The following is a 26,712-nucleotide window of genomic DNA, read 5'->3' on the forward strand; positions in this document are numbered from 1 at the left end:
ATCTGTATCAGCTGAAAATCGTCTCTCTCACGCCAAAACATCTTCGGCGTTGTAAGGTTAAGCCTCACGGTTCATTAGTATCGGTTAGCTCAACGCATCGCTGCGCTTACACACCCGACCTATCAACGTCGTAGTCTTCAACGTTCCTTCAGGAGACTTAAAGTCTCAGGGAGAACTCATCTCGGGGCAAGTTTCGTGCTTAGATGCTTTCAGCACTTATCTCTTCCGCATTTAGCTACCGGGCAGTGCCATTGGCATGACAACCCGAACACCAGTGATGCGTCCACTCCGGTCCTCTCGTACTAGGAGCAGCCCCCCTCAATTCTCCAGCGCCCACGGCAGATAGGGACCGAACTGTCTCACGACGTTCTAAACCCAGCTCGCGTACCACTTTAAATGGCGAACAGCCATACCCTTGGGACCTACTTCAGCCCCAGGATGTGATGAGCCGACATCGAGGTGCCAAACACCGCCGTCGATATGAACTCTTGGGCGGTATCAGCCTGTTATCCCCGGAGTACCTTTTATCCGTTGAGCGATGGCCCTTCCATTCAGAACCACCGGATCACTATGACCTGCTTTCGCACCTGCTCGAGCCGTCACTCTCGCAGTCAAGCTAGCTTATGCCATTGCACTAACCTCCTGATGTCCGACCAGGATTAGCTAACCTTCGTGCTCCTCCGTTACTCTTTGGGAGGAGACCGCCCCAGTCAAACTACCCACCAGACACTGTCCGCAACCCGGATCACGGGTCTACGTTAGAACACCAGCCATTAAAGGGTGGTATTTCAAGGTTGGCTCCACGCAGACTGGCGTCCACGCTTCAAAGCCTCCCACCTATCCTACACATCAAGGACCAGTGTTCAGTGTCAAGCTATAGTAAAGGTTCACGGGGTCTTTCCGTCTTGCCGCGGGTACACTGCATCTTCACAGCGAGTTCAATTTCACTGAGTCTCGGGTGGAGACAGCCTGGCCATCATTACGCCATTCGTGCAGGTCGGAACTTACCCGACAAGGAATTTCGCTACCTTAGGACCGTTATAGTTACGGCCGCCGTTTACCGGGGCTTCGATCAAGAGCTTCGCGTTACCGCTAACCCCATCAATTAACCTTCCGGCACCGGGCAGGCGTCACACCGTATACGTCCACTTTCGTGTTTGCACAGTGCTGTGTTTTTAATAAACAGTTGCAGCCAGCTGGTATCTTCGACTGATTTCAGCTCCACCCGCAGGGGCTTCACCTACATATCAGCGTGCCTTCTCCCGAAGTTACGGCACCATTTTGCCTAGTTCCTTCACCCGAGTTCTCTCAAGCGCCTTGGTATTCTCTACCTGACCACCTGTGTCGGTTTGGGGTACGATTTCGTGTTACCTGATGCTTAGAGGCTTTTCCTGGAAGCAGGGCATTTGTTACTTCAGCACCGTAGTGCCTCGTCATCACACCTCAGCGTTAACAAGGAACCGGATTTACCTGGAACCTCCGCCTACATGCTTAAACCGGGACAACCGTCGCCCGGCTAACATAGCCTTCTCCGTCCCCCCTTCGCAGTAACACCAAGTACAGGAATATTAACCTGTTTCCCATCGACTACGCCTTTCGGCCTCGCCTTAGGGGTCGACTCACCCTGCCCCGATTAACGTTGGACAGGAACCCTTGGTCTTCCGGCGAGCGGGCTTTTCACCCGCTTTATCGTTACTTATGTCAGCATTCGCACTTCTGATACCTCCAGCACCCCTCACAGGACACCTTCAACGGCTTACAGAACGCTCCCCTACCCAACAACGCATAAGCGTCGCTGCCGCAGCTTCGGTGCATGGTTTAGCCCCGTTACATCTTCCGCGCAGGCCGACTCGACCAGTGAGCTATTACGCTTTCTTTAAATGATGGCTGCTTCTAAGCCAACATCCTGGCTGTCTGTGCCTTCCCACATCGTTTCCCACTTAACCATGACTTTGGGACCTTAGCTGGCGGTCTGGGTTGTTTCCCTCTTCACGACGGACGTTAGCACCCGCCGTGTGTCTCCCGTGATAACATTCTTCGGTATTCGTAGTTTGCATCGGGTTGGTAAGCCGGGATGGCCCCCTAGCCGAAACAGTGCTCTACCCCCGAAGATGAGTTCACGAGGCGCTACCTAAATAGCTTTCGGGGAGAACCAGCTATCTCCCGGTTTGATTGGCCTTTCACCCCCAGCCACAAGTCATCCGCTAATTTTTCAACATTAGTCGGTTCGGTCCTCCAGTTAGTGTTACCCAACCTTCAACCTGCCCATGGCTAGATCACCGGGTTTCGGGTCTATACCCTGCAACTTAACGCCCAGTTAAGACTCGGTTTCCCTTCGGCTCCCCTATACGGTTAACCTTGCTACAGAATATAAGTCGCTGACCCATTATACAAAAGGTACGCAGTCACCCCATAAAAGAGGCTCCCACTGCTTGTACGTACACGGTTTCAGGTTCTTTTTCACTCCCCTCGCCGGGGTTCTTTTCGCCTTTCCCTCACGGTACTGGTTCACTATCGGTCAGTCAGGAGTATTTAGCCTTGGAGGATGGTCCCCCCATATTCAGACAGGATACCACGTGTCCCGCCCTACTCTTCGAGTTCACAGCCTGTGTGCTTTCGTGTACGGGACTGTCACCCTGTACCGTGCGACTTTCCAGACGCTTCCACTAACACACAAGCTGATTCAGACTCTGGGCTGCTCCCCGTTCGCTCGCCGCTACTGGGGGAATCTCGGTTGATTTCTTTTCCTCGGGGTACTTAGATGTTTCAGTTCCCCCGGTTCGCCTCGTTAACCTATGTATTCAGTTAACGATAGTGTGTCGGAACACACTGGGTTTCCCCATTCGGACATCGCCGGGTCAAAGGTTCATATCACCTCGCCGGCGCTTTTCGCAGATTAGCACGTCCTTCATCGCCTCTGACTGCCAGGGCATCCACCGTGTACGCTTAGTCGCTTAACCTCACAACCCGAAGATGTTTCTTTCGATTCATCACCGGTTTGCGAAAATTTGAGAGACTCGAACACACATAACATGTGTGTCGTTTCAATTTTCAGCTTGATCCAGATTTTTAAAGAGCAAAACTTCGCAGTGCACCTTTTCAGGTTCACTCTGAAGTTTTCTTGTTTTCGCAGTAAAAGATGGTGGAGCTATGCGGGATCGAACCGCAGACCTCCTGCGTGCAAAGCAGGCGCTCTCCCAGCTGAGCTATAGCCCCATCGTATGACCAACCTCTTCAAATCTGCATGACAGATTTGGTAGGCCTGAGTGGACTTGAACCACCGACCTCACCCTTATCAGGGGTGCGCTCTAACCACCTGAGCTACAAGCCTGTAGAGGTTTTTTACTGCTGTTTTTCATCAGACAATCTGTGTGAGCACTACAAAGGCAGGTTCTTTAAGGTAAGGAGGTGATCCAACCGCAGGTTCCCCTACGGTTACCTTGTTACGACTTCACCCCAGTCATGAATCACAAAGTGGTAAGCGCCCTCCCGAAGGTTAAGCTACCTACTTCTTTTGCAACCCACTCCCATGGTGTGACGGGCGGTGTGTACAAGGCCCGGGAACGTATTCACCGTAGCATTCTGATCTACGATTACTAGCGATTCCGACTTCATGGAGTCGAGTTGCAGACTCCAATCCGGACTACGACGCACTTTATGAGGTCCGCTTGCTCTCGCGAGTTCGCTTCTCTTTGTATGCGCCATTGTAGCACGTGTGTAGCCCTACTCGTAAGGGCCATGATGACTTGACGTCATCCCCACCTTCCTCCAGTTTATCACTGGCAGTCTCCTTTGAGTTCCCGGCCGGACCGCTGGCAACAAAGGATAAGGGTTGCGCTCGTTGCGGGACTTAACCCAACATTTCACAACACGAGCTGACGACAGCCATGCAGCACCTGTCTCAGAGTTCCCGAAGGCACCAAAGCATCTCTGCTAAGTTCTCTGGATGTCAAGAGTAGGTAAGGTTCTTCGCGTTGCATCGAATTAAACCACATGCTCCACCGCTTGTGCGGGCCCCCGTCAATTCATTTGAGTTTTAACCTTGCGGCCGTACTCCCCAGGCGGTCGACTTAACGCGTTAGCTCCGGAAGCCACGCCTCAAGGGCACAACCTCCAAGTCGACATCGTTTACGGCGTGGACTACCAGGGTATCTAATCCTGTTTGCTCCCCACGCTTTCGCACCTGAGCGTCAGTCTTTGTCCAGGGGGCCGCCTTCGCCACCGGTATTCCTCCAGATCTCTACGCATTTCACCGCTACACCTGGAATTCTACCCCCCTCTACAAGACTCTAGCCTGCCAGTTTCGAATGCAGTTCCCAGGTTGAGCCCGGGGATTTCACATCCGACTTGACAGACCGCCTGCGTGCGCTTTACGCCCAGTAATTCCGATTAACGCTTGCACCCTCCGTATTACCGCGGCTGCTGGCACGGAGTTAGCCGGTGCTTCTTCTGCGGGTAACGTCAATTGCTGCGGTTATTAACCACAACACCTTCCTCCCCGCTGAAAGTACTTTACAACCCGAAGGCCTTCTTCATACACGCGGCATGGCTGCATCAGGCTTGCGCCCATTGTGCAATATTCCCCACTGCTGCCTCCCGTAGGAGTCTGGACCGTGTCTCAGTTCCAGTGTGGCTGGTCATCCTCTCAGACCAGCTAGGGATCGTCGCCTAGGTGAGCCGTTACCCCACCTACTAGCTAATCCCATCTGGGCACATCTGATGGCAAGAGGCCCGAAGGTCCCCCTCTTTGGTCTTGCGACGTTATGCGGTATTAGCTACCGTTTCCAGTAGTTATCCCCCTCCATCAGGCAGTTTCCCAGACATTACTCACCCGTCCGCCACTCGTCACCCGAGAGCAAGCTCTCTGTGCTACCGTTCGACTTGCATGTGTTAGGCCTGCCGCCAGCGTTCAATCTGAGCCATGATCAAACTCTTCAATTTAAGTTTGATGCTCGTGAATTAAACTTCGTAATGAATTACGTATGTTCACTCAGAGACTTGGTATTCATTTTTCGTCCGAGGACGTTAAGAATCCATGTCACTTTGAGTGCCCACACAGATTGTCTGATAAATTGTTAAAGAGCAGTTGCGACGCGGCTTACAGCTCACCGTCGCGAGGTGGCGTATATTACGCTTTCCTCTTTCAGAGTCAACCCTGAAGTTCAGGATTTTTTCTCTTCAACCGACCGGGTTAACTGTGAAGTGATTCACATCTGCCGTATCGATGGAGGCGCATTATAGGGTGCCACCGAGGAATGACAAGCGGAAATATGCATTTTTATTTCGACCGCTCACCTTTTCACCAAAAAGGCTATTTTTGGTGCTTTTTAATCTCTTTTGGCAGCTCTGCCAGGCTATTAATCACCCAATCCGCGGCACTCTCTGCTTCAGGGGTCACAGGTTTGCCGGTGCGCACAAGTATTTTAGTCCCCACACCTGCGGCGGTTGCTGCCTGCATATCTTCCAGTTTATCGCCCACCATATAAGAAGCAGCCATATCGATATGCAGGAATTCCTGCGCAGAGATAAACATTCCCGGATGCGGCTTGCGGCAATCACACGTCTGGCGAAACTCTTCTACAGTTCCCTGCGGGTGGTGCGGGCAATAGTAAATGCCATCAAGTTCGACACCGCGGTCAGCCAGCGACCAGTCCATCCATTCCGTCAGCGTCTCGAATTGCGCCTCGGTGAATTTTCCACGTGCGATGCCGGACTGGTTGGTCACGACCACCAGCGCATAGCCCATCTCTTTCAGCTGGCGCATGGCATCGATAACGCCCTCGATAAACTCGAACTCATCAATTTCGTGGACATAACCGTGATCCACATTAATAGTGCCATCACGATCGAGAAAAATTGCGGGTACTGATTTTGCCACCGGTTTGCTCCTGAAAAAGGCATGTACAGCTAGTATCTCATGAATCGCAGCGCAATAAAGTGCTCATCGTACAGAGTTGGATTGATTTAGACGTCTGGATGCCTTAACATCCGTTTTGTTTACGGTCATCACCCGTATCTGGCAGAAGAAAATGCCACGGCTAACTTACATACGATAAAAATAATCTAATGATTAAACTTTCCAATATCACCAAAGTGTTCCAGCAGGGGAACCGAACCATTCAGGCGCTGAACAATGTCAGCCTGCATGTTCCTGCTGGTCAAATTTATGGCGTCATTGGCGCATCGGGTGCAGGTAAAAGTACGCTGATCCGTTGTGTTAACCTGCTTGAGCGCCCAACCCAGGGTCGTGTAGAAGTAGGCGGGCAGGAACTGACCGCCCTTTCAGAGAAAGAACTGACGAAAGCACGCCGCCAGATTGGCATGATCTTCCAGCACTTTAACCTGCTGGCCTCCCGTACGGTGTTTGGCAACGTTGCCTTGCCGCTGGAACTGGACAACACGCCAAAAGAAGAAGTTAAGCGTCGCGTAACCGAACTGCTGGATCTCGTTGGTCTGGGTGATAAACACGATAGCTACCCGGCAAACCTGTCCGGCGGACAAAAGCAGCGTGTGGCCATAGCCCGCGCGCTGGCAAGTAACCCGAAAGTGCTGCTGTGCGATGAAGCCACCAGCGCATTAGATCCCGCCACTACGCGTTCCATTCTGGAGCTGCTGAAGGACATCAACCGTCGCCTCGGCCTGACCATTCTCCTTATTACACATGAAATGGACGTGGTGAAACGCATCTGTGATTGCGTCGCGGTAATCAGCAACGGTGAATTGATTGAGCAAGACACGGTTAGCGAAGTGTTTTCCCATCCGAAAACCCCACTGGCACAACAGTTTATTCAGTCCACGCTGCACCTGGATATTCCGGAAGATTATCTGGAGCGTTTAAAAACAGAATCGACCGCGGACAGCGTCCCGATGCTGCGTATGGAGTTCACTGGCCAGTCCGTCGATGCACCACTGCTGTCCGAAACCGCGCGCCGCTTTAATGTGAATAACAACATCATCAGCGCGCAAATGGATTACGCCGGTGGCGTGAAGTTCGGCATCATGCTGACGGAAATGCACGGAACACAAGCAGAAACCCAGGCGGCCATTGCCTGGCTGCAAGAACATCACGTAAAAGTAGAGGTACTGGGTTATGTCTGAGCCGATGATGTGGCTGCTGGTTCGCGGCGTTTGGGAAACGCTGGCAATGACCTTTGTATCAGGCTTCTTTGGTTTTGTGATTGGTCTGCCGGTCGGCGTGCTGCTGTATGTGACGCGCCCGGGACAAATCATTGAGAATGCGAAGCTGTATCGCACCCTGTCTGCACTGGTGAATATCTTCCGTTCTATCCCGTTCATTATTCTGCTGGTGTGGATGATTCCATTTACCCGTGTGATCGTGGGAACGTCTATCGGTTTGCAGGCAGCCATCGTTCCGCTGACCGTGGGAGCTGCGCCGTTTATCGCCCGTATGGTGGAAAACGCCCTGCTGGAAATCCCGACCGGTTTGATCGAGGCTTCCCGCGCGATGGGGGCAACGCCAATGCAGATCGTGCGTAAAGTCCTGCTGCCTGAAGCGCTGCCCGGGCTGGTTAACGCGGCAACCATTACGTTGATTACTCTGGTGGGTTATTCCGCGATGGGCGGTGCCGTTGGCGCCGGCGGTTTAGGCCAGATTGGCTACCAGTACGGCTATATTGGTTATAACGCTACCGTAATGAATACCGTTCTGGTATTGCTGGTTGTGCTGGTTTACTTAATCCAGTTCTCTGGCGATCGCATCGTCCGGACTGTTACTCACAAATAACGTTACACACAACACAAACTCGACGAGTTAAGGATATAACATGGCGTTTAAATTAAAGACCTTTGCAGCGGTAGGCGCGCTGATCGGCTCTCTGGCACTGGTGGGTTGCGGTCAGGACGAAAAAGATCCAAACCACATCAAAGTGGGCGTTATCGTGGGTGCAGAACAGCAGGTTGCTGAAGTCGCGCAGAAAGTCGCGAAAGAGAAGTATGGTCTGGACGTTGAGCTGGTGACCTTTAACGATTACGTTCTGCCGAACGAAGCGCTGAGCAAAGGCGATATCGACGCCAACGCCTTCCAGCACAAACCTTACCTGGATCAGCAGATCAAGGACCGCGGCTATAAACTGGTGGGTGTGGGTAACACCTTTGTTTACCCTATTGCCGGTTACTCCAAGAAAATTAAATCTCTGGATGAACTGCAGCCAGGCTCTCAGGTTGCCGTCCCTAACGACCCAACCAACCTTGGCCGTTCCCTGCTGCTGCTGCAGAAAGTGGGCCTGATTAAACTGAAAGACGGTGTTGGCCTGCTGCCAACCGTTCTGGATGTCACCGAGAATCCGAAAAATCTGAAAATTGTTGAGCTGGAAGCCCCACAGCTGCCACGTTCTCTCGACGACGCGCAGATTGCCCTGGCCGTTATCAACACCACGTACGCCAGCCAGATTGGCCTGACGCCAGCGAAAGACGGTATCTTCGTTGAAGACAAAGACTCCCCGTATGTAAACCTGATCGTGACTCGCGAAGACAACAAAGATGCGGAAAACGTGAAGAAGTTCGTACAGGCTTATCAGTCTGACGAAGTTTTCCAGGAAGCCAACAAAGTGTTTAACGGCGGCGCTGTTAAGGGCTGGTAATCTCACCTCAGTGTAATATCATCAAGACGGGCTTATGCCCGTCTTGTCATTTGTGCAGTCAACTGATTCAATATCTGACGTTTTGATTATCCATTGAGGAATTATTATGCGTGCTTTACCGATCTGTCTTTTAGCACTCATGCTGAGCGGCTGTTCTATGCTAAGCAGATCTCCTGTTGAACCTGTCCAAAGCACGGCAACCCCGCCAAAAGCAGAACCCGTAAAACCGAAAGCGCCTCGCCCTACGCCGGTTCGCATTATTACCAAAGCTGACGAACTCGTGGGTAAACCTTTCCGTGAACTGGGTGAAGTAAGCGGCGAATCCTGTCAGGCTACCAATCAGGACTCTCCACCGAATATCCCAACAGCGCGTAAACGCATGCAGATCAACGCGGCAAAAATGAAAGCCAACGCGGTTCTGCTGCATAGCTGCGAAGTGACCAGTGGAACACCGGGTTGCTACCGTCAGGCGGTTTGCATCGGCTCGGCGCTGAACATTACGGCGAAATGAGTTCATTTCAGTTCGAACAGATAGGCGTTATTCGCTCTCCCTATAAAGAGAAGTTCGCCGTGCCACGCCAGCCAGGTCTGGTCACCAGCGGTGGCGAGCTTCACTTGATCGCGCCCTACAATCAGGCCGATGCCGTACGCGGGCTCGAAGCATTCAGCCACTTATGGATTGTGTTTGTGTTTCACCAGACGATGGAAGGTGGCTGGCGTCCGACCGTACGCCCTCCTCGCCTGGGAGGCAACGCCAGGATGGGCGTGTTTGCGACGCGCTCAACCTTCCGTCCAAACCCTGTCGGGATGTCGCTGGTCGAACTGAAAGGTATACGCTGTCAGAAGGATCAGGTCATACTGGAGTTAGGCAGCCTTGACCTGGTTGATGGCACGCCAGTTATCGATATCAAGCCGTATCTCCCCTTTGCCGAAGCGTTACCCGACGCCCGCGCAAGCTATGCCCAGGAAGCACCGCAGGCAGATATGCCTGTTCACTTCACGGCTGAGATAACCACGCAGCTTCAGCAGCTGGAAACACGCTATCCCCGCCTTCGTGACTTTATCACCGAAGTGCTGGCTCAGGACCCCCGTCCGGCCTATCGTAAAGAAGAGGACGCCGGGAAAACCTACGCCGTCTGGCTGCTGGATTTTAACGTTCGCTGGCGCGTGACCGGGGCAGGTTTTGAAGTGTTTGCCCTTGAACCCAGGTAATTTTGTCCTCCTCTCTTTTGGCATCTTTGCCACACTGGTAAACTAAACCACTTTTTTTGTCTCAGGCTGGTGTTTCAGCCTGTTCCAATCGTCGAAATGGAACCGTAACAACATGCGTACTAGCCAATATCTGCTCTCCACTCTGAAGGAGACGCCTGCCGACGCCGAAGTGATCAGCCATCAGCTGATGCTGCGCGCCGGGATGATCCGCAAGCTGGCCTCCGGGTTATATACCTGGCTGCCGACCGGCGTGCGCGTCCTGAAAAAAGTCGAAAACATCGTGCGTGAAGAGATGAACAACGCCGGTGCTATCGAGGTGTCCATGCCTGTGGTTCAGCCCGCTGACCTGTGGCAGGAGAGCGGCCGTTGGGAGCAATATGGCCCTGAGCTGCTGCGTTTCGTTGATCGTGGCGAGCGTCCATTCGTCCTCGGCCCAACGCATGAAGAAGTCATTACCGACCTGATTCGTAATGAGCTGAGCTCTTACAAACAGCTGCCGCTGAACTTCTTCCAGATCCAGACCAAGTTCCGTGATGAAGTTCGCCCACGTTTCGGCGTCATGCGCTCACGCGAATTCCTGATGAAAGATGCTTACTCTTTCCATACGTCTCAGGAATCGCTGCAAGAGACCTACGACAAAATGTACGAGGCTTACAGCAAAATCTTCTCCCGTATGGGTCTGGATTTCCGTGCTGTGCAGGCTGATACCGGTTCTATCGGCGGAAGCGCGTCTCATGAGTTCCAGGTTCTGGCTCAGAGCGGTGAAGACGATGTGATCTTCTCTGACTCTTCTGATTACGCCGCGAACATCGAGTTTGCAGAAGCGCTGGCCCCTAAAGCGCCACGTGCTGCTGCAACGGAAGAGATGAAGCTGGTTGATACACCTCACGCAAAAACCATTGCTGAGCTGGTTGAGCAGTTCAACCTGCCCGTCGAAAAAACGGTAAAAACCCTGCTGGTGAAATCCACCGAAGGTAGCGCGTACCCGCTGGTTGCCCTGCTGGTGCGTGGCGATCACGAACTGAACGAAGTGAAAGCTGAGAAGCTGCCTCAGGTTGCCAGCCCGCTGACGTTCGCAACGGAAGCGGAAATCCGTGCCGTCGTGAATGCAGGTCCAGGCTCTCTGGGCCCGGTGGATATGCCGGTTCCGGTGGTTATTGACCGTACGGTAGCCGCAATGAGCGACTTCGCCGCTGGCGCTAACATCGACGGTAAACATTACTTCGGCATCAACTGGGATCGCGATGTCGCGACGCCGGAAGTGGCTGATATCCGTAACGTGGTGGCAGGCGATCCGAGCCCGGACGGCCAGGGCACCCTGATGATCAAACGCGGTATCGAAGTGGGCCACATCTTCCAGCTGGGGGATAAATATTCCCGCGCGCTGAATGCCGCCGTTCAGGGGGAAGATGGCCGCAACCAGATCCTGACCATGGGTTGCTACGGTATCGGTGTGACGCGTGTGGTTGCAGCCGCCATTGAGCAAAACTACGACGAACGTGGCATCGTCTGGCCAGACAATATCGCCCCGTTCCAGGTGGCTATTCTGCCAATGAACATGCACAAGTCTTACCGTGTGCAGGAGCTGGCCGAAAAACTTTACTCCGAGCTGCGCGCTCAGGGTATCGAAGTGCTGATGGATGACCGTAAAGAGCGTCCAGGCGTGATGTTTGCCGATATGGAACTGATCGGTATCCCGCACACCGTAGTCATCGGCGACCGTAACCTCGACAGCGACGACATTGAATACAAATACCGTCGCAGTGGTGAAAAGCAGATGATCAAGACTGGCGACATTCTTGATTACCTGGTGAAAGCCATCAAAGGTTAACGTTCAACAAAAAAACCCCGCTCAGGCGGGGTTTTTTAATGGGCCGATATCGGCTTATTTGCTGTTACAGTCTTTGCCCGCAACAAACTTCGCGTCTTTATCTGTCACCAGCGTTTTCACCAGCTCTCCGCTGTCCGGGTTCGGCTCCAGCGTAAAGTGACCATCTACCGTCAGCAGGACAGGCTTGCTGTCATTGCCACGCGCAACAGCGTAATCACGCTCCAGCTGCGCATTGTTCGCCACGCTAATTTTCTTGCCGGTGGCGCAGTCGGTAAAGATCGCCGCATCCGCCATATAGAAATACATCCCACGCATTGGCATTGGCGTTGCAGGCAGGGCAGCTTTCACCGGGGCCAGCGTATAGTTAAACTGGGACTCAATCGGATTGCCTTCGCGGTCGAGCATCTCCATCCCTTCACCTTTGGCGCGGAAATAGGTTTTCTCACCGGTGGTATCCGTCAGTACCAGCTTCTCAGCCGTACGCGCCCATGTCCCGTAGGACGCAAAGGAAGATGGTTCTTTCGCCCCCTGATAACGCTGGTTCATAACCCAGGTACCGTCTTTCTGCAGGAACAGTGACGTTTCAATGCCCTCGCAGTCGGCACACGGTAAAACGCCGCGCCAGCTCTGCTGCATTGGCTTTAACTCTTCATTCTGCGCAGGCTGCACGACCTGCGTTTCAGAACGGTTGTTACACCCGAAAAGCGCAAACAGCGTACTCACTGCCAGCGCTGACAATAATGCTTTTTTCACAATGAATTCCTTATGAAATTGTGTTCCTTTTCGTCACTCCGTAGGGCGACGAACTTTACCGCGTAGTGCTTTCACTGTGGATTTTTGGGCCTTCGACGATAGCCGACGCTCTTTCGATGCGCGGGTCGGTCGCGTTGCCCGACGGCTTTTTTGCACTGCCGTTAGTTCTTTAATCATCGACACCAGTCTGGCAATCGCCGCTTCGCGGTTCAACTCCTGGCTGCGGTACTCCTGCGCTTTAATCACAATCACGCCATCACTGGTGATCAGGTGATGGCTGGCAGCGAGCAGGCTTTCTTTGTAATACTCTGGCAGGCTGGAGGCCCGAATGTCAAAGCGCAAATGGATAGCCGTTGAAGCCTTGTTAACGTGCTGTCCACCTGCCCCCTGAGCACGGATGGCGGTGATCTCCAGCTCATTGTCAGGGATGCTAACGTTTCGGGACAAGACAATCATGGCGCTGGCTGCCACGCCGTCAAATGAATTTCCAGATTATTCTGAGAATCAGAAAGCCAGATAGCACCGTCCTGAATTGTGGCCTGCAGGACCATCGTCCGGCTGGCAAACTCGCTCAGCTTCGCCAGTTGCTCATCGTCCAGATACCAGACGGTAAGGTTGGCAAACTGCCCGCACTTGCTCTTGCTTTGCTGCCACCAGATTTCCGCAGCACGTTGATTATACGCGAATAACGCCACGTTAGCGGACTGCGTGCAGGCCTTTTTAATGCGGCGCTCATCCGGCAGACCGAGTTCAATCCATAAATCGATACCCAGATGATCGTTGTGCAGCCAGGCCTCTGGCTCGTCCTCAGCGCTTAAGCCACGGCTAAATTGCAGACGCTCGTCAGCATACTTTATCCACGCCAGCAGGCGCAGCATCATGCGCTCCTGGGTTTCAGAGGGGTGGCGTGCCAGAGTGAGTGACGCATCCAGGAACTGGTTGCGGTCAAGATCTGCCACATTGACCACAGCTTTATAAATTGTCGCTTTCAGCGCCATGAGAGAACTCCTTTCGAATCAGGCGCACATTGTAGCGAAAAAGGAATAAAAAGGCTGTTCCCGGGTGAACATTCACCGGCTATCAAGGCGCTGATATTGCTTAAATGAGTATGGTATAGTCACCTTGCTAAACCGAGTTTATCTTCGTAGGCTTAATGATATCTCACAGTAAGTCAGTGCGCTGGCGGGAGGGGATGTGAATAATTATTGTGAGTTAATTCGCAAACGGTATGCGGAAATCGCCAGCGGAGATCTGGGGTATGTCCCGGACGCGTTGGGCTGTGTATTGAAAGTGCTTAATGAAGTGGCCTCTGATGAGGGCCTTTCAGAATCGGTCAGGGAAAAAGCAGCGTATGCTGCGGCGAATTTACTGGTGAGCGATTATGTCAATGAATGAAACTTATCAACCCATCAATTGTGATGACTATGACAACCTCGAACTCGCCTGCCAGCATCATTTAATACTGACGCTGGAGCTAAAAGATGGCGAAGTGTTGAAGGCAAAAGCCAGCGACCTGGTTTCGCGAAAGAATGTGGAATATCTGATAGTGGAAGATGCCGGGGCGACGCGTGAGCTACGTCTGGACAAAATTGCCAGCTTCAGCCACCCGCAAATCGGCACCGTTGTGGTGAGCGAATCCTGATGACACTAACGGGCAGCCCGGCTGCCCGTTACGCTTTCCACTCAAACTGCACGCCCGTTTCTGCCCACCCCTCTTGCGTAATGAATACCCCCGCAGCAGCAATCAGCGTTTCACCGTAGAAAAGTAGCGGCGTGGTATCGCGTCGCCAGGGCGGCACATTGCTCTCCTGCCAGATTTTCTTCAGCTTCCGCCCTCCGTTGCGCCCGACAATATGCAGCACTCCGCCCGCCTTAAAGCGCACGGTTACTGGCTCCCCGGGTTCAGGCAGACGCACATGGCCGGTTGGCACCAGAGACACACGACCGGCATCACAGGGCAACAGCAGCGGTTCCGCAAGCGACGGCCAGTCAAGCACCCTGTCGGCGAGCGAGGGGGATGATTTAACCCACCAGAGCGCCCCTTTATAGCGTCTGACATCGAAACCGTTCAGGTGCACACACGGCGTAGCATCTTCCCGCGCCAGGGCGACTTCATCCCAGAGACGAGCCAGCATTGCCCGCGACGGCATAGCTGCACCGTGAGAGGCCAGCCAGCGTCGTAACAATGCGGCCCGACGCGCCGGGCTCATCGCTTCCAGCGGTGCGATGGTAAGCGCTCCCTGTGCGGTAATCAGTTCCGCCAGCACTTCGCTCAGCAGCTCATCCAGCAGACTCTCCTGTTCAGCGCACAGCATGGCGCTGCGTGCTGCCGCTTCTGCAAAGTGCGGCCAGCGCTCGCTCAGAAGCGGTACGACACGCAGACGCAGGAAGTTACGGTCATAGCGGTCATCCTGGTTGCTTTCATCTTCAATCCAGCTCAGCCCGTGTTCCCGTGCCCACGTTTCCAGCGAGGCTCGCGTCTCGCCAAGCAGTGGGCGAAGGAGGTGCGATCCGGCGAAGTCAGCCCGTTCTGGCATCGCGGATAATCCCGCCGGGCCGCTTCCTCGTTTGAGGGCCAGTAATAACGTCTCGCACTGGTCATCGAGATGCTGCGCCGTGACCAGCGCTTCGTCAGGCTGTAATTTAGCGGCAAAAGCGGCATAGCGTGCTTTACGCGCCTGCGCCTCAATGCCCAGCCCCTCATCATGGAGATGTACACGTTCAACAGTCAGCGGGATCGTCCATGCTGCACACACCGCCTCGCAGTGTGCCACCCACGCATCCGCGTGCGGGCTTAACCCGTGATGAATGTGCATCGCCCGAAGCTGAATATCAGGCTCGTTGTCACGCCAGAGTTTGAGACGGTGGAGCAGAACGGTGGAATCCAGGCCACCGCTAAACCCCACCAGCAGCTGGCGGTACGGTGAAATGGCTTGAGCAATCGCGGGTAGGGTCATAGAAAATCACACATAAAAATGCCCGAACTGAGCGGGCATTATCACACAGGGTGGAAATTACTGCTGGTAAAGCTCCAGCGGAAGGCCATCCGGATCGTTGAAAAAGGTAAAACGCTTGTCGGTGAACGGATCGATACGAATCGCTTCGCACTTCACGCCGTGGGTCTCCAGATGTTTTACGGCACGATCAATGTCGTCGACGCTAAAGGCAAGGTGGCGCAGGCCGCAGGCTTCCGGGCGGGACGGACGTGCTGGCGGAAAAGGAAAAGAGAACAGCTCAATCACATATTGCCCGTTTAAAGCGAGATCGCCTTTCCAGGAGTCACGCTCCTCACGGTAAGCCTCGCTTAACAACGTAAAGCCCAGAATATCGCAGTAGAAGGCCTTACTTTTTGCGTAATCGGTGGCAATGATCGCAATATGGTGAACCTGTTTTAAACCCAGCATAGCTTCTCCTTTTTATGATGCCTGAACGTTACAACCGACAACCCGGGCCTGGCAAGCTGTCGCCCTTATTTTAGGACTCGCACCCAGTAAACCCCTTGCTCATCGCGCTTCGCCCCGTGAATATCAGTCTCAAAGCCCGGATAGTGGCGCCCCACTGAGCAGAGCATCAGCAGAAAATCGAGCACCGCCCGACTCTCTTCGGTGATCATCTCCCCCGGCATCAACAACGGTACGCCCGGCGGATAAGGCAGGATCATGTTAGCCGACACGCGCCCGACCAGATTTTCCAGCTCAACGGTTTCAACCTCCCCTTTCACCTGACGTTGCCAGGCCTTGTGTGGGGTCAACTTCATCTCCGGCAGCACGTCAAACGCCTGCAGCATCAGGCGCGGCAGATCGTGCTGACGGATCAGCCGATGGATCCCCTGAGCCAGATCCTGAATGCGCATATTGCGGTAGAAGTCAGGATCTTCAGCATAAAGATCCGGCAGCATATTTTTCACCCGCAGGTTGAGATCGTAAGCGCGCTTAAACTCCATCAGTCCGCGCAATAAGCCCATCGCACGGGTTTTATCTATCCCAATACTGAACAGGAACAAGAGGTTATACGGGCCGGTTTTCTCCACCACTACGCCACGCTCATCAAGGAATTTTGCCACCAGAGCAGCAGGAATGCCTTCGTCACTCATCGTGCCCTGTTCGTCCATCCCCGGCGTCAGGATCGTTACCTTCACCGGGTCGAGGAACATATGGTCGGCGTCGGCATCGCGAAAACCGTGCCAGCTCTCGCCGGGTGAGACAGGCCAGCACTCGGCCTCATCAATCTCTTCGGGTTGCCAGATATCGAAGAACCAGCCGTCCGCTTCATCTTTAAGCCGCTGGACTTCTTTACGGAAATGCAGCGCCCGCTCCACAGACCGATTGATCAGACGCTTGCCCGGATTCCCGCGCAGCATTGCCGCCGCCGTTTCAATAGAGGCCACCAGCGGATAGCTTGGCGAGGTGGTGGTGTGCATCATAAAGGCTTCGTTAAACGTCTCTTCGTCGTACTCGCCTTTGATGTGAATAAGCGAGGCCTGAGAAAACGCGGCCAGCATTTTGTGCGTCGACTGCGTTTCGAAAAATACTTTGCCCGGCACGCGCTCACCGCTCATGCCGCTTTTTCCCGCGTAAATCGGGTGAAAGTTGGTGTATGGCACCCACGCGGAGTCAAAGTGGATCGACGGGACATCCAGCGTCTGCTTAATCCAGTTGGTGTTATAGAGCAGACCGTCATAGGTGGAGTTAGTGATGACCGCATGGATCGGCCAGCTTGCCCCCGGGATCGCCGCGACCTTATGTTCAATCGCGGCGTGGCTAAATTCACGACGCGGGATCCCGCCGAGGATCCCAAGCGCGTTTCGCGTCGGGGAGAGCCATAACGGCACGACATCGCTCATCATCAGCAGATGAGCCAGCGACTTGTGGCAGTTACGATCAATCAGCAAGGTGCTGCCGGCGGGTGCGGCGTACATTCCGACGATTTTGTTTGATGTCGAGGTGCCGTTGGTCACCATATAACTCTGCTCGGCACCAAAAGTCCGGGCAATGTATTCTTCAGCTTCCAGGTGCGGTCCGGTGTGATCGAGCAGCGATCCGAGTTCAGTGACGGAAATCGACACGTCCGCTTTAAGCGTGTTGCCCCCGAAGAAATCATAGAACAAACAACCCACCGGGCTTTTTTGATAGGCCGTCCCTGCCATATGGCCTGGCGTGCAGAAGGTGTATTTGCCTTCTTTGACGTAAGTAAACAGCGCGCGGGTAAACGGTGGCGTGATGTTATCGAGATATTCACCGGTGTACTGCTGAATACGGGTCGCAATATCTTCCGCGACACCGAGTGAGTATTCAAAGAACCACAGCGCCATTCGCATATCATGAGCACTCACGTCCATTGTCGAGTGGGTATTAATAAAAGCGTACAGCGGGAGATATTCGTTCAGCTTATTGATATCGCTGCACAACTCCATGTCGTACTCGTCCCAGTCGAAGATCACGCCACAGATGCGAGGGTTGTGCTCGATAAATTTCAGCAGGTCGGCGCTATTGTGCGGCCAAATCAGCTGGTACCCGCGGGACTGAAGGGCGTGCTCCAGCTCCTTAATGGGCTCGTCTTTATAAAAGACGCCGTGCGGCCCCATAATGGCGATGATGTTCACGGTTTACCTCCTTGAAAAACATTAGCTAAGCATAGTTAAGGTAAACGGCAGGCATAAAAAAAGCCGCAACAATGTGCGGCTTTTAGGATAATTGTGAAGCTTACGCGTAACCGTAGGTCATCAGACGCTGGTAACGACGGTTGAGCAGATCTTCTGTGCTCAGGACATCCAGGTCCGCCAGGTCTGCCAGCAGCTGCGCTTTCAGGGAAGCCGCCATCACTTCCGGCTTACGATGCGCGCCACCCAGAGGTTCAGGGATCACGGAGTCGATCAGCTTCAGCTCTTTCAGACGTGGGGCAATGATGCCCATCGCTTCTGCAGCCAGAGGCGCTTTATCGGCGCTCTTCCACAGAATAGAGGCACAACCTTCCGGGGAGATAACGGAATAAGTGCTGTACTGCAGCATATTCACTTTATCGCCCACGCCAATCGCCAGCGCACCACCGGAACCCCCTTCACCGATAACGGTACAGATGACCGGCACCTTCAGGCGAGACATCTCGCGAAGGTTACGCGCGATGGCTTCTGACTGGCCACGCTCTTCCGCGCCCACGCCAGGATACGCACCCGGGGTGTCGATGAAGGTGATGATGGGCATCTTGAAACGCTCAGCCATCTCCATCAGACGCAGGGCTTTACGGTAGCCTTCTGGTGCCGGCATACCAAAGTTACGACGAATTTTCTCTTTGGTTTCACGGCCTTTCTGATGACCAATGATCATCACCGGGCGCCCGTCCAGACGTGCGATGCCGCCGACGATAGCTTTGTCGTCAGCGTAAGCGCGATCGCCTGCCAGTTCGTCAAATTCGTCAAACGCCAGGCGGACATAATCCAGGGTGTACGGACGCTGTGGATGACGCGCCAGCTGGGCGATCTGCCATGCGCCGAGATCGGCAAAGATTTTGCGCGTCAGTTCTACGCTTTTCTCACGCAGACGATGCACTTCTTCATCGATGTTAATATCCAGTTTTTCATCCTGACGGCTTACCGCTGTCAGAGAATCGATTTTCGCTTCCAGCTCAGCAATCGGCTGTTCGAAATCAAGGAAATTCAGACTCATAGTATTCCTGTATTAGTCAAACTCCAGTTCCACCTGCTCCGAACCAATGAGGCCACGGAGATCGTTAAGTAAACGATCGCTCGGAGAGACACGCCACGTTGCACCAAAGCGCAACCGCGCACGTGCATCCGCCCTCTGATAGTAGAGATGTACTGGAATTGTCCCCGAGCGGTGGGGTTCCAGAGACTGACGGAGTCGGTTTAAAAGCTGGTCATCAATTTGCCTGTCCGTCAGCGAGATAGCAAGCCCGCGAGCATATTTTTCCCGGGCTTCGTCAATGTCCATCACTTCGCGGGCGGTCATTTTAAGCCCCCCACTGAAGTCATCAAAGCTGACCTGTCCGCTGACGATAAGTATGCGGTCTTTTTCCAGCAAATGCTGGTATTTATCCAGCGCGTCGGTGAACAACATCACCTCCAGACGCCCGGAACGGTCATCCAACGTACAGATGCCGATACGATTGCCGCGCTTGGTGACCATAACCCTTGCAGCAATCACGAGCCCCGCAGCCGTGGTGATTTTACCACGTTCTGTCGGATGCATGTCTTTCAGCCTGTAGCCTCCGACATAGCGCTCAATTTCTTTGATGTACTGGGTGATGGGGTGCCCCGTCAGGTATAAACCTAACGTTTCACGCTCTCCATCCAGCACCACCTGTTCTGGCCACGGCTGGCAGCTGGCATAAGACTGCTCTATCTGCTCTGGCTCTTCTGCCAGTACGCCAAACATATCCGCCTGACCGATCGCTTCCGCTTTGGCATGCTGATCCGCCGCTTTCAGCGCATCGCCGAGAGAGTTCATCAGCGCGGCACGATGCGGCCCCAGCCTGTCGAACGCGCCGGACATGATCAGTTTTTCGAGCACGCGGCGGTTCAGTTTTTTGGTGTCCGTACGGGCGCAAAGATCAAACAACTCGCGGAAATAACCGCCGCTGTTACGCGCTTCGAGGATCGCCTCAATCGGGCCTTCACCCACGCCTTTGATCGCGCCAATCCCGTAAACAATTTCCCCGTGCTCGTTGACGTGGAAATGATAGAGACCGGAGTTGATATCCGGCGGCAGGATCTTAAGCCCCATGCGCCAGCACTCATCGACCAGGCCAACCACCTTCTCGGTGTTGTCCATATCGGCAGTCATAACCGCCGCCATAAATTCGGCAGGATAGTGCGCTTTCAACCACAGCGTCTGGTAAGAGACCAAAGCATAGGCAGCAGAGTGGGATTTGTTAAATCCGTACCCGGCGAATTTCTCTACCAGGTCAAAGATTTTGATCGCCAGCTCGCCATCAATACCGTTTTTTCTTGCGCCTTCTTCGAAAGTGCCGCGCTGCTTGGCCATCTCTTCCGGCTTTTTCTTACCCATCGCACGACGCAGCATGTCCGCGCCGCCAAGAGTGTAGCCAGAGAGCACCTGGGCAATCTGCATAACCTGTTCCTGGTACAGGATAATGCCGTAGGTTGGCTCCAGAACGGGCTTCAGGCACTCGTGCTGCCACTGTACATCCGGATAGGAAATCTCTTCACGCCCGTGCTTACGGTCGATAAAGTTATCTACCATCCCTGACTGTAGCGGGCCCGGACGGAACAGGGCCACCAGTGCGATCATATCTTCGAAGCAGTCAGGCTGCAGGCGCTTAATCAAATCTTTCATGCCGCGGGATTCAAGCTGGAAGACGGCGGTGGTCTCCGAGCGCTGCAGCATGTCGAAACTTTTCTTATCATCAAGCGGGATGGCCGCGATATCCAGCGGCGGCTCGCCGTTCTTCTCGCGACGGGCGTTGATCATCTCCAGCGCCCAGTTGATGATGGTGAGCGTACGCAGACCGAGGAAGTCAAACTTCACCAGCCCGGCGTATTCGACGTCGTTCTTGTCAAACTGGGTGACCGGATGCTGGCCCGCTTCATCGCAGTATAGCGGCGCAAAATCGGTGATTTTGGTTGGCGCGATAACTACTCCACCCGCATGCTTACCGGCGTTACGCGTGACGCCCTCCAGCTTACGGGCCATGTCGATCAGCGCTTTAACTTCTTCATCGGCTTCGTAGATTTCTGGCAGCTGTGGTTCAGCTTCAAACGCTTTTGCCAGCGTCATACCTGGGTCAGGTGGCACCAGTTTAGAGATACGATCGACAAAACCGTACGGATGCCCCAGTACACGGCCAACGTCGCGAATAACCGCTTTCGCTGCCATCGTACCGAAGGTAATAATCTGCGATACCGCGTCGCGGCCGTACATGTCCGCCACGTGTTCAATAACCTGGTCGCGTTTCTCCATGCAGAAGTCGACGTCAAAGTCGGGCATCGAGACACGTTCCGGGTTAAGGAAACGTTCGAACAGCAGGTCAAATTCCAGCGGGTCGAGGTCGGTAATTTTGAGTGCATAGGCCACCAGCGAGCCCGCACCGGAGCCACGCCCCGGTCCAACCGGTACGCCGTTATCCTTCGACCACTGGATAAACTCCATAACGATCAGGAAGTAGCCCGGGAAACCCATCTGGTTGATCACCTGGAGTTCAATATCCAGGCGCTCGTCATATTCTGGACGACGCTTTTTACGCTCTTCTTCATCCGGGAAGAGGAATTCCAGACGCTCTTCGAGGCCTTCTTTTGACTTCATGACCAGGAAATCTTCCGTGGTCATGTCCCCGGTCGGGAACTGCGGCAGGAAGTATTCGCCAAGGCGCACGGTGACGTTACAGCGTTTGGCTATCTCTACGCTGTTCTCCAGCGCTTCCGGGATATCGGAGAAGAGTTCGCACATCTCCTCTTCATTGCGCATGTACTGCTGAGTCGAGTAGTTGCGCGGACGTTTCGGATCGTCAAGCGTGAAGCCATCATGAATCGCGACGCGAATCTCATGCGCGTCAAAATCGCCAGGCTCAAGGAAACGCACGTCATTGGTTGCCACCACGGGCAGGCCGCGTTCTTCAGCCAGCGCAACCGCGGCGTGCAGGTAACTCTCTTCGTCCTGCCGACCGGTGCGGATCAGCTCAAGGTAGTAACGATCCGGGAAATGTTCTTCATAGAACGACACGCACTGATCCACCAGCGCACTGTTGCCACGCAGCAGACATTTGCCGACATCACCCATACGGCCGCCGGAGATCAGCAGCAGCCCGTCGTTCAGCTCAGCCAGCCAGTCCCGGTCGATCCAGGGCCCCAGTGCGCCATAGCCGCGCTGATAGGCTTTGGAGATAAGCAGAGTAAGGTTTTGATACCCTACGTTATTCATCGCTAACACGGAGATTTGCGTCAATTCATCGCCAATAAGATCGCTTTGGACGTGAAAATCCGCACCAACGATGGGTTTCATCCCCGCGCCATGTGCCGCTCCGTAGAACTTCACCAGGCCGCACAGGTTGGTAAAATCGGTGATCGCCAGCGCAGGCATGCCAAGCGAGGCCGCCTTTTTTACCAGCGGCCCGGTCTTCGCCAGCCCATCGATCATGGAGTAGTCGCTATGCACCCGCAGGTGTACGAAACGTGGTTCAGCCATCTTCAGATTCCGCGTTACTTAATTGCTTGCGTATTGATTCAGGACACCAGTCCCAGCGCGCGTTTCACCGGGCCAAAGCTGCGTCGGTGATGTTCAGTTGCGCCATGTTCAGCCAGCCTTTCCAGATGAAAGGCCGTTGGATAACCCTTATGCTGGGCGAAGCCATACTGAGGGTAAGTGAGGTCCAGCGCGGCCATTTCGGCATCACGCGTCACTTTGGCAATGATAGAAGCCGCACTGATTTCTGCGACCCGGCTATCGCCTTTCACCACCGCCATTGACGGCATCGGCAACGCAGGGCAGCGGTTTCCGTCAATCAGGACATACTCCGGGGTAATTTTCAGACCCGCCACTGCACGCTGCATCGCCAGCATAGTGGCATGCAAAATATTGAGTTCGTCGATCTCATGCGGCTCTGCACGCCCCAGGCTCCAGGCCAGCGCCTTTTCCTGAATCTCACTAAACAGCGCCAGACGGCGCTTTTCAGACAATTTTTTAGAGTCGTTTAACCCGATAATCGGGCGAGCAGGATCGAGGATCACCGCAGCGGTCACCACTGCACCCACTAACGGGCCACGACCGACTTCGTCCACACCCGCCACGAGGTGGGTGTGAGGATAAATAAATTCCATCATTTTGCTAACTCCAGCACCGCTTCAGCCGCTTGTTCATCGGCATTACAGCGGATCTGCTGATGCAGTTCGCGGAACGTATCATGCATCTGGTGGCTGGTTTTGCCATCGGCCAGTAGCGGTAACAACGCATCGGCCAGCGCCTGCGGCTCGCACTCATCCTGCAGAAGCTCTTTCACCAGCTCGCGCCCGGCAAGCAGGTTTGGCAGAGAGACATAGTCCGTTTTCACCAGACGTTTCGCCAGCCAGAAGGTGAACGGCTTCATGCGATAGCCAACCACCATCGGGCACTTCGCCAGCATACACTCCAGCGCAGCGGTGCCCGAGGCCAGCAATGCGGCGTCGCTTGCGACCATCGCCTCACGGCCCTTCCCGTCCAGCAGATGAACATGGAGATCCGGAGCAACGTCCGCCTTGATGCGCTCAAACTGCTCGCGACGTTTTGCATTTACCAGCGGCACAACCACTTCGAGGTCAGGATAGGTCTTGCGAAGGATTTGCGCCGTTTTCAGGAAGTCCGCGCTGAGCATCTCGACTTCTGCACCACGGCTACCGGGCAGCAGTGCCAGACAGTGCGCATCATGAGGAATACCCAGCACATCGCGCGCCGCGTTTTTATCCGGATCCAGCGGCATTGCATCCGCCATGGTATGACCGATAAAACGGCACGGGACATTAAATTTGTCGTAAAACGCTTTTTCGAAAGGCAGAAAAGCCAGCACCAGGTTGGTTGACCGTCCGATTTTGAAAACGCGTTTCTGTCGCCACGCCCAGACGGACGGACTGACATAATGAATGGTTTTGATGCCCTTCTGCTTCAGATTCCCTTCGAGGGTAATGTTGAAATCCGGTGCATCGATACCGACAAACACATCGGGTTTGAGTTCGGTAAAGCGACGGGTGAGATCGGCACGAATGTGCAGCAGACGACGCAGGCGACCCAGCACCTCAACGATGCCCATCACGGCCAGCTCTTCCATTTCATACCAGGCTTCACAGCCTTCGGCCTGCATCAGCGGGCCAGCAACGCCTACAAAGCGCGCATTGGGTACCCGGGCCTTGAGCGCACGGATAAGACCTGCACCAAGAATATCGCCGGAGGTTTCTCCGGCGACCAGGGCTATCGTAAGCGGACGACTGTCGACCATTAACGAATCAGACCCCTTGTGGAACGGTCAAAGAACGTCATGAACTCGTTCACTTCAGGGTGCTTCTCCGCCAGCTCGGCAATTTCCGGCTTCGCCTCTTCCAGCGTTTTACCGCTACGGTACAACAGTTTGTACGCGTTGCGGATTGCAGTAATCGCTTCGCGGCTAAAGCCACGACGCTTGAGGCCTTCGATGTTCACGCCAAACGGCGTGGCATGGTTACCCTGCGCAATGACGAACGGTGGGACATCCTGCGCCACACCGGAGCATCCGCCGACCATCACGTGTGCACCAATGATGCAGAACTGATGGACTGCGGTCATGCCGCCAATAATTGCGAAATCATCTACCGATACGTGTCCTGCCAGCGTTGCGTTGTTGGCAAGAATACAGCGGTTACCTACCGTACAGTCGTGCGCGATATGCGCATTAACCATAAACAGGTTGTCGCTGCCCACCTTCGTCAATCCACCACCCTGTACTGTTCCACGATGAATGGTGACGCTTTCGCGAATGCGGTTACGATCGCCGATTTCCAGACGGGTCGACTCACCAGCATATTTAAGATCCTGGTTTACTTCGCCGATGGAAGCGAACTGATAGATCTCGTTATTGCAGCCAATAGTCGTATGACCATTCACGACAACGTGAGATTTCAGTACTGTACCCTCACCAATTTCGACATGGGGTCCAACAATACAAAATGGGCCAATATGGACGTTAGCACCAATAATGGCACCGACTTCCACAATGGCGGTAGGATGAATAAAGGCGGATTTATCAATCACGTATCAAGACTCCCGGCTACGAGCACACATCATAGTCGCTTCGCAAACAACTTTGCCGTCAACCAGAGCTACGCCTTTGAAGCGAGTCAGGCCGCGACGCGTTTTTTCAAAAGTGACTTCCATGATCATCTGATCACCAGGCACGACAGGACGCTTGAAGCGCGCTTCATCGATACCCGCGAAGTAGTACAGCTCACCCGGCTCCAGTTTGCCCACGCTTTTAAACGCAAGAATACCGGTAGCCTGTGCCATCGCTTCCAGAATCAACACACCCGGGAAGATAGGTTTACCCGGGAAGTGTCCCTGGAAGAACGGCTCGTTCACGGAAACATTTTTCACTGCGCGCAGAAAACGACCTTCTTCAAAATCCAGCACACGGTCTACCAGCAAAAACGGGTAGCGGTGCGGCAGAAGTTCTAAAATCTCTTCAATATGCAGAGTATGAGTGTCAGTAGTCAAAATACTCTTCCTGTCAAAATGTACTGATAAAAATAATAACACGGCCTGCCGGTTTATAAGAAAGCCGACAGGCCGGGGAATATAGCATTAAACGGATGAACGCTTAGTCTTGTTGATCGATTTTGCGCTCAAGAGACTTGAGTCGCTTGCTCATATCATCAATATTCATCACCAGAGCAGCTGTTTTACGCCATACCTTGTTGGGTTGCAGCGGGATGCCAGAGGAATAGACGCCAGGTTCGGTGATAGGACGCATTACCATGCCCATTCCTGTCACGGTCACCTTGTCGCATATTTCCATATGGCCATTAATCACGCTCGCACCGCCGATCATGCAGTAACGGCCAATTTTCAGGCTGCCCGCCATGATAACGCCACCCGCAACCGCGGTATTGTCGCCAATCACAACGTTATGCGCAATCTGGCACTGATTATCGATGATAACACCATTGCCAATAATCGTATCGTCAAGTGCACCACGGTCAATGGTGGTACAAGCACCGATCTCAACACGATCGCCGATAATCACGCGACCAAGCTGTGGGATCTTAACCCAATTACCACGATCGTTAGCGTAGCCAAAGCCATCAGAACCAATCACTGTGCTGGACTGAATGAGGCAATTTTCGCCAATTTCTACTTCATGGTAAACAGACACGTTGGCCCATAAACGGGTCCCGGCGCCGATTTTCGTATTTTTCCCAACGAAGCAACCTGGGCCAATGACAACGTTATCGCCCAGCACCACGCCAGATTCGATAACGGCATTTGCGCCAACTGCCACGTTGTGACCAAGCTGAGCCGTCGGATCAATAGCTGCACTGGCAGCAATGTCCTGCGCCGGCTGCGGCGTGGAATCAAGAATTTGTGCCATGCGTGCATACGTCAGGTAGGGATTTTTCACTACCAACGCGCTTCCAGTGGCAAACGGAAGATCGTCCTGCGTCAGAACAACAGCTGACGCCTGGCATTGAGCCAGTTGCTCACGGTACTTAGGGCTTACCATGAAGGTAATAGTGCCGGCTTTAGCAGATTGCATGGACGCAACAGCGGTGATGACGAGATCGCCATCACCGTGTAATTCTGCATCCAACTGCTGAGCTAAATCAGCCAGTCGAATTGAAGGCATTAC

The 26,712-nt window shown here is 53.9% G+C and carries 22 protein-coding genes, 2 tRNA genes and 2 rRNA genes; 8 read left to right on the forward strand and 18 right to left on the reverse strand.

Annotated features, from left to right (window positions below; translation table 11 throughout):
* Positions 1-53: 53 nt before the first annotated feature.
* From L466_RS03090 to gmhB, 5 genes are all read right to left on the reverse strand, one after another.
* A 23S ribosomal RNA gene (locus tag L466_RS03090) occupies positions 54-2,960 on the reverse strand.
* A 180-nt stretch (positions 2,961-3,140) separates the two neighbouring features.
* Positions 3,141-3,216: transfer RNA gene (locus tag L466_RS03085), tRNA-Ala, on the reverse strand.
* A 38-nt stretch (positions 3,217-3,254) separates the two neighbouring features.
* Positions 3,255-3,331: transfer RNA gene (locus tag L466_RS03080), tRNA-Ile, on the reverse strand.
* Positions 3,332-3,401: 70 nt separating this feature from the next.
* Positions 3,402-4,941 (reverse strand): 16S ribosomal RNA (locus tag L466_RS03075).
* Together the 16S and 23S rRNA genes with 2 tRNA genes alongside form the textbook arrangement of a ribosomal RNA operon.
* Positions 4,942-5,311: 370 nt before the next feature.
* Positions 5,312-5,878 (reverse strand): D-glycero-beta-D-manno-heptose 1,7-bisphosphate 7-phosphatase, encoded by a 567-nt coding sequence (gene gmhB / locus L466_RS03070; RefSeq protein WP_014168732.1) that lies wholly within the window; start codon positions 5,876-5,878, stop codon positions 5,312-5,314.
* 188 nt (positions 5,879-6,066) lie between these two features.
* Here gmhB and metN point away from each other — a divergent pair, with 188 nt between their 5' ends.
* The 6 genes from metN (at position 6,067) to proS (ending at position 11,643) form a co-directional block, all read left to right on the forward strand.
* Entirely contained in the window at positions 6,067-7,098 is a 1,032-nt protein-coding gene (metN, locus tag L466_RS03065; protein WP_014168731.1) for a methionine ABC transporter ATP-binding protein MetN, read from the forward strand.
* On the forward strand, positions 7,091-7,744 hold the full coding sequence (locus L466_RS03060; protein ID WP_014168730.1) for a methionine ABC transporter permease MetI: 654 nt from the start codon (positions 7,091-7,093) through the stop codon (positions 7,742-7,744). The genes metN and L466_RS03060 overlap by 8 nt, the downstream gene beginning before the upstream one ends.
* 40 nt (positions 7,745-7,784) lie before the next feature.
* Positions 7,785-8,600 (forward strand): methionine ABC transporter substrate-binding lipoprotein MetQ, encoded by an 816-nt coding sequence (gene metQ / locus L466_RS03055; RefSeq protein ID WP_032681622.1) that lies wholly within the window; start codon positions 7,785-7,787, stop codon positions 8,598-8,600.
* 106 nt (positions 8,601-8,706) lie between these two features.
* Positions 8,707-9,111 (forward strand): Rcs stress response system protein RcsF, encoded by a 405-nt coding sequence (gene rcsF / locus L466_RS03050; RefSeq protein ID WP_032681623.1) that lies wholly within the window; start codon positions 8,707-8,709, stop codon positions 9,109-9,111.
* Complete coding sequence (gene tsaA / locus L466_RS03045) at positions 9,108-9,812, forward strand: tRNA (N6-threonylcarbamoyladenosine(37)-N6)-methyltransferase TrmO (protein ID WP_025205135.1); 705 nt, start codon at positions 9,108-9,110, stop codon at positions 9,810-9,812. The genes rcsF and tsaA overlap by 4 nt, the downstream gene beginning before the upstream one ends.
* 112 nt (positions 9,813-9,924) lie before the next feature.
* The gene (gene proS / locus L466_RS03040) at positions 9,925-11,643 is read left to right on the forward strand and encodes a proline--tRNA ligase (RefSeq protein WP_032681624.1); all 1,719 of its coding nucleotides are present in this window, start codon (positions 9,925-9,927) and stop codon (positions 11,641-11,643) included.
* Between the two features lie 54 nt (positions 11,644-11,697).
* Here proS and nlpE read toward each other — a convergent pair whose 3' ends face one another.
* Genes nlpE through L466_RS03025 form a run of 3 tightly spaced genes read right to left on the reverse strand, consistent with a single transcriptional unit; the run spans position 11,698 to position 13,394 of the window.
* A complete protein-coding gene (gene nlpE / locus L466_RS03035; RefSeq protein ID WP_032681625.1) occupies positions 11,698-12,396 on the reverse strand; it encodes an envelope stress response activation lipoprotein NlpE in 699 nt (232 codons plus the stop codon).
* A gap of 33 nt (positions 12,397-12,429) precedes the next feature.
* The gene (arfB, locus tag L466_RS03030; RefSeq protein WP_020882624.1) at positions 12,430-12,852 is read right to left on the reverse strand and encodes an alternative ribosome rescue aminoacyl-tRNA hydrolase ArfB; all 423 of its coding nucleotides are present in this window, start codon (positions 12,850-12,852) and stop codon (positions 12,430-12,432) included.
* A complete protein-coding gene (locus L466_RS03025; RefSeq protein ID WP_014168722.1) occupies positions 12,849-13,394 on the reverse strand; it encodes a YaeQ family protein in 546 nt (181 codons plus the stop codon). The genes arfB and L466_RS03025 overlap by 4 nt, the downstream gene beginning before the upstream one ends.
* A 196-nt stretch (positions 13,395-13,590) precedes the next feature.
* Between L466_RS03025 and L466_RS03020 the strand changes: the two genes are divergently transcribed.
* On the forward strand, positions 13,591-13,791 hold the full coding sequence (locus tag L466_RS03020; RefSeq protein WP_014168721.1) for a YaeP family protein: 201 nt from the start codon (positions 13,591-13,593) through the stop codon (positions 13,789-13,791).
* Positions 13,778-14,038, forward strand: coding sequence for a Rho-binding antiterminator (gene rof / locus L466_RS03015; protein WP_014168720.1), 261 nt, complete (start codon positions 13,778-13,780; stop codon positions 14,036-14,038). Before L466_RS03020 ends, rof begins: the two co-directional genes overlap by 14 nt.
* A 28-nt stretch (positions 14,039-14,066) precedes the next feature.
* Here the strand turns inward: rof and tilS are convergent, their stop codons facing one another.
* The 10 genes from tilS to lpxD form a co-directional block, all read right to left on the reverse strand.
* A complete protein-coding gene (gene tilS / locus L466_RS03010; RefSeq protein ID WP_032681627.1) occupies positions 14,067-15,353 on the reverse strand; it encodes a tRNA lysidine(34) synthetase TilS in 1,287 nt (428 codons plus the stop codon).
* 57 nt (positions 15,354-15,410) lie between these two features.
* A complete protein-coding gene (locus L466_RS03005) occupies positions 15,411-15,800 on the reverse strand; it encodes a VOC family protein (protein WP_014168718.1) in 390 nt (129 codons plus the stop codon).
* A gap of 65 nt (positions 15,801-15,865) precedes the next feature.
* Positions 15,866-17,998, reverse strand: a complete 2,133-nt coding sequence (locus L466_RS03000; RefSeq protein WP_014168717.1) for a lysine decarboxylase LdcC — start codon at positions 17,996-17,998, stop codon at positions 15,866-15,868.
* Positions 17,999-18,098: 100 nt separating this feature from the next.
* Entirely contained in the window at positions 18,099-19,058 is a 960-nt protein-coding gene (accA, locus tag L466_RS02995; RefSeq protein ID WP_014168716.1) for an acetyl-CoA carboxylase carboxyl transferase subunit alpha, read from the reverse strand.
* 12 nt (positions 19,059-19,070) lie between these two features.
* Positions 19,071-22,553, reverse strand: a complete 3,483-nt coding sequence (gene dnaE / locus L466_RS02990; RefSeq protein WP_032681629.1) for a DNA polymerase III subunit alpha — start codon at positions 22,551-22,553, stop codon at positions 19,071-19,073.
* Between the two features lie 38 nt (positions 22,554-22,591).
* Positions 22,592-23,188, reverse strand: a complete 597-nt coding sequence (gene rnhB, locus L466_RS02985) for a ribonuclease HII (protein WP_014168714.1) — start codon at positions 23,186-23,188, stop codon at positions 22,592-22,594.
* Complete coding sequence (gene lpxB, locus L466_RS02980; protein ID WP_032681631.1) at positions 23,185-24,333, reverse strand: lipid-A-disaccharide synthase; 1,149 nt, start codon at positions 24,331-24,333, stop codon at positions 23,185-23,187. Before lpxB ends, rnhB begins: the two co-directional genes overlap by 4 nt.
* Positions 24,333-25,121 (reverse strand): acyl-ACP--UDP-N-acetylglucosamine O-acyltransferase, encoded by a 789-nt coding sequence (lpxA, locus tag L466_RS02975; RefSeq protein WP_020882620.1) that lies wholly within the window; start codon positions 25,119-25,121, stop codon positions 24,333-24,335. Before lpxA ends, lpxB begins: the two co-directional genes overlap by 1 nt.
* A 3-nt stretch (positions 25,122-25,124) precedes the next feature.
* Positions 25,125-25,580 carry a 3-hydroxyacyl-ACP dehydratase FabZ gene (gene fabZ, locus L466_RS02970; RefSeq protein WP_010426706.1) on the reverse strand — a complete coding sequence of 152 codons (456 nt, stop codon included), beginning with the start codon at positions 25,578-25,580 and terminating at the stop codon, positions 25,125-25,127.
* Positions 25,581-25,683: 103 nt separating this feature from the next.
* Entirely contained in the window at positions 25,684-26,709 is a 1,026-nt protein-coding gene (gene lpxD, locus L466_RS02965) for a UDP-3-O-(3-hydroxymyristoyl)glucosamine N-acyltransferase (RefSeq protein ID WP_014168709.1), read from the reverse strand.
* Positions 26,710-26,712: the final 3 nt, after the last annotated feature.

This window comes from Enterobacter sp. BIDMC 30, from assembly GCF_000534355.1.
GTDB classification, from domain to species: Bacteria; Pseudomonadota; Gammaproteobacteria; order Enterobacterales; family Enterobacteriaceae; genus Enterobacter; species Enterobacter ludwigii.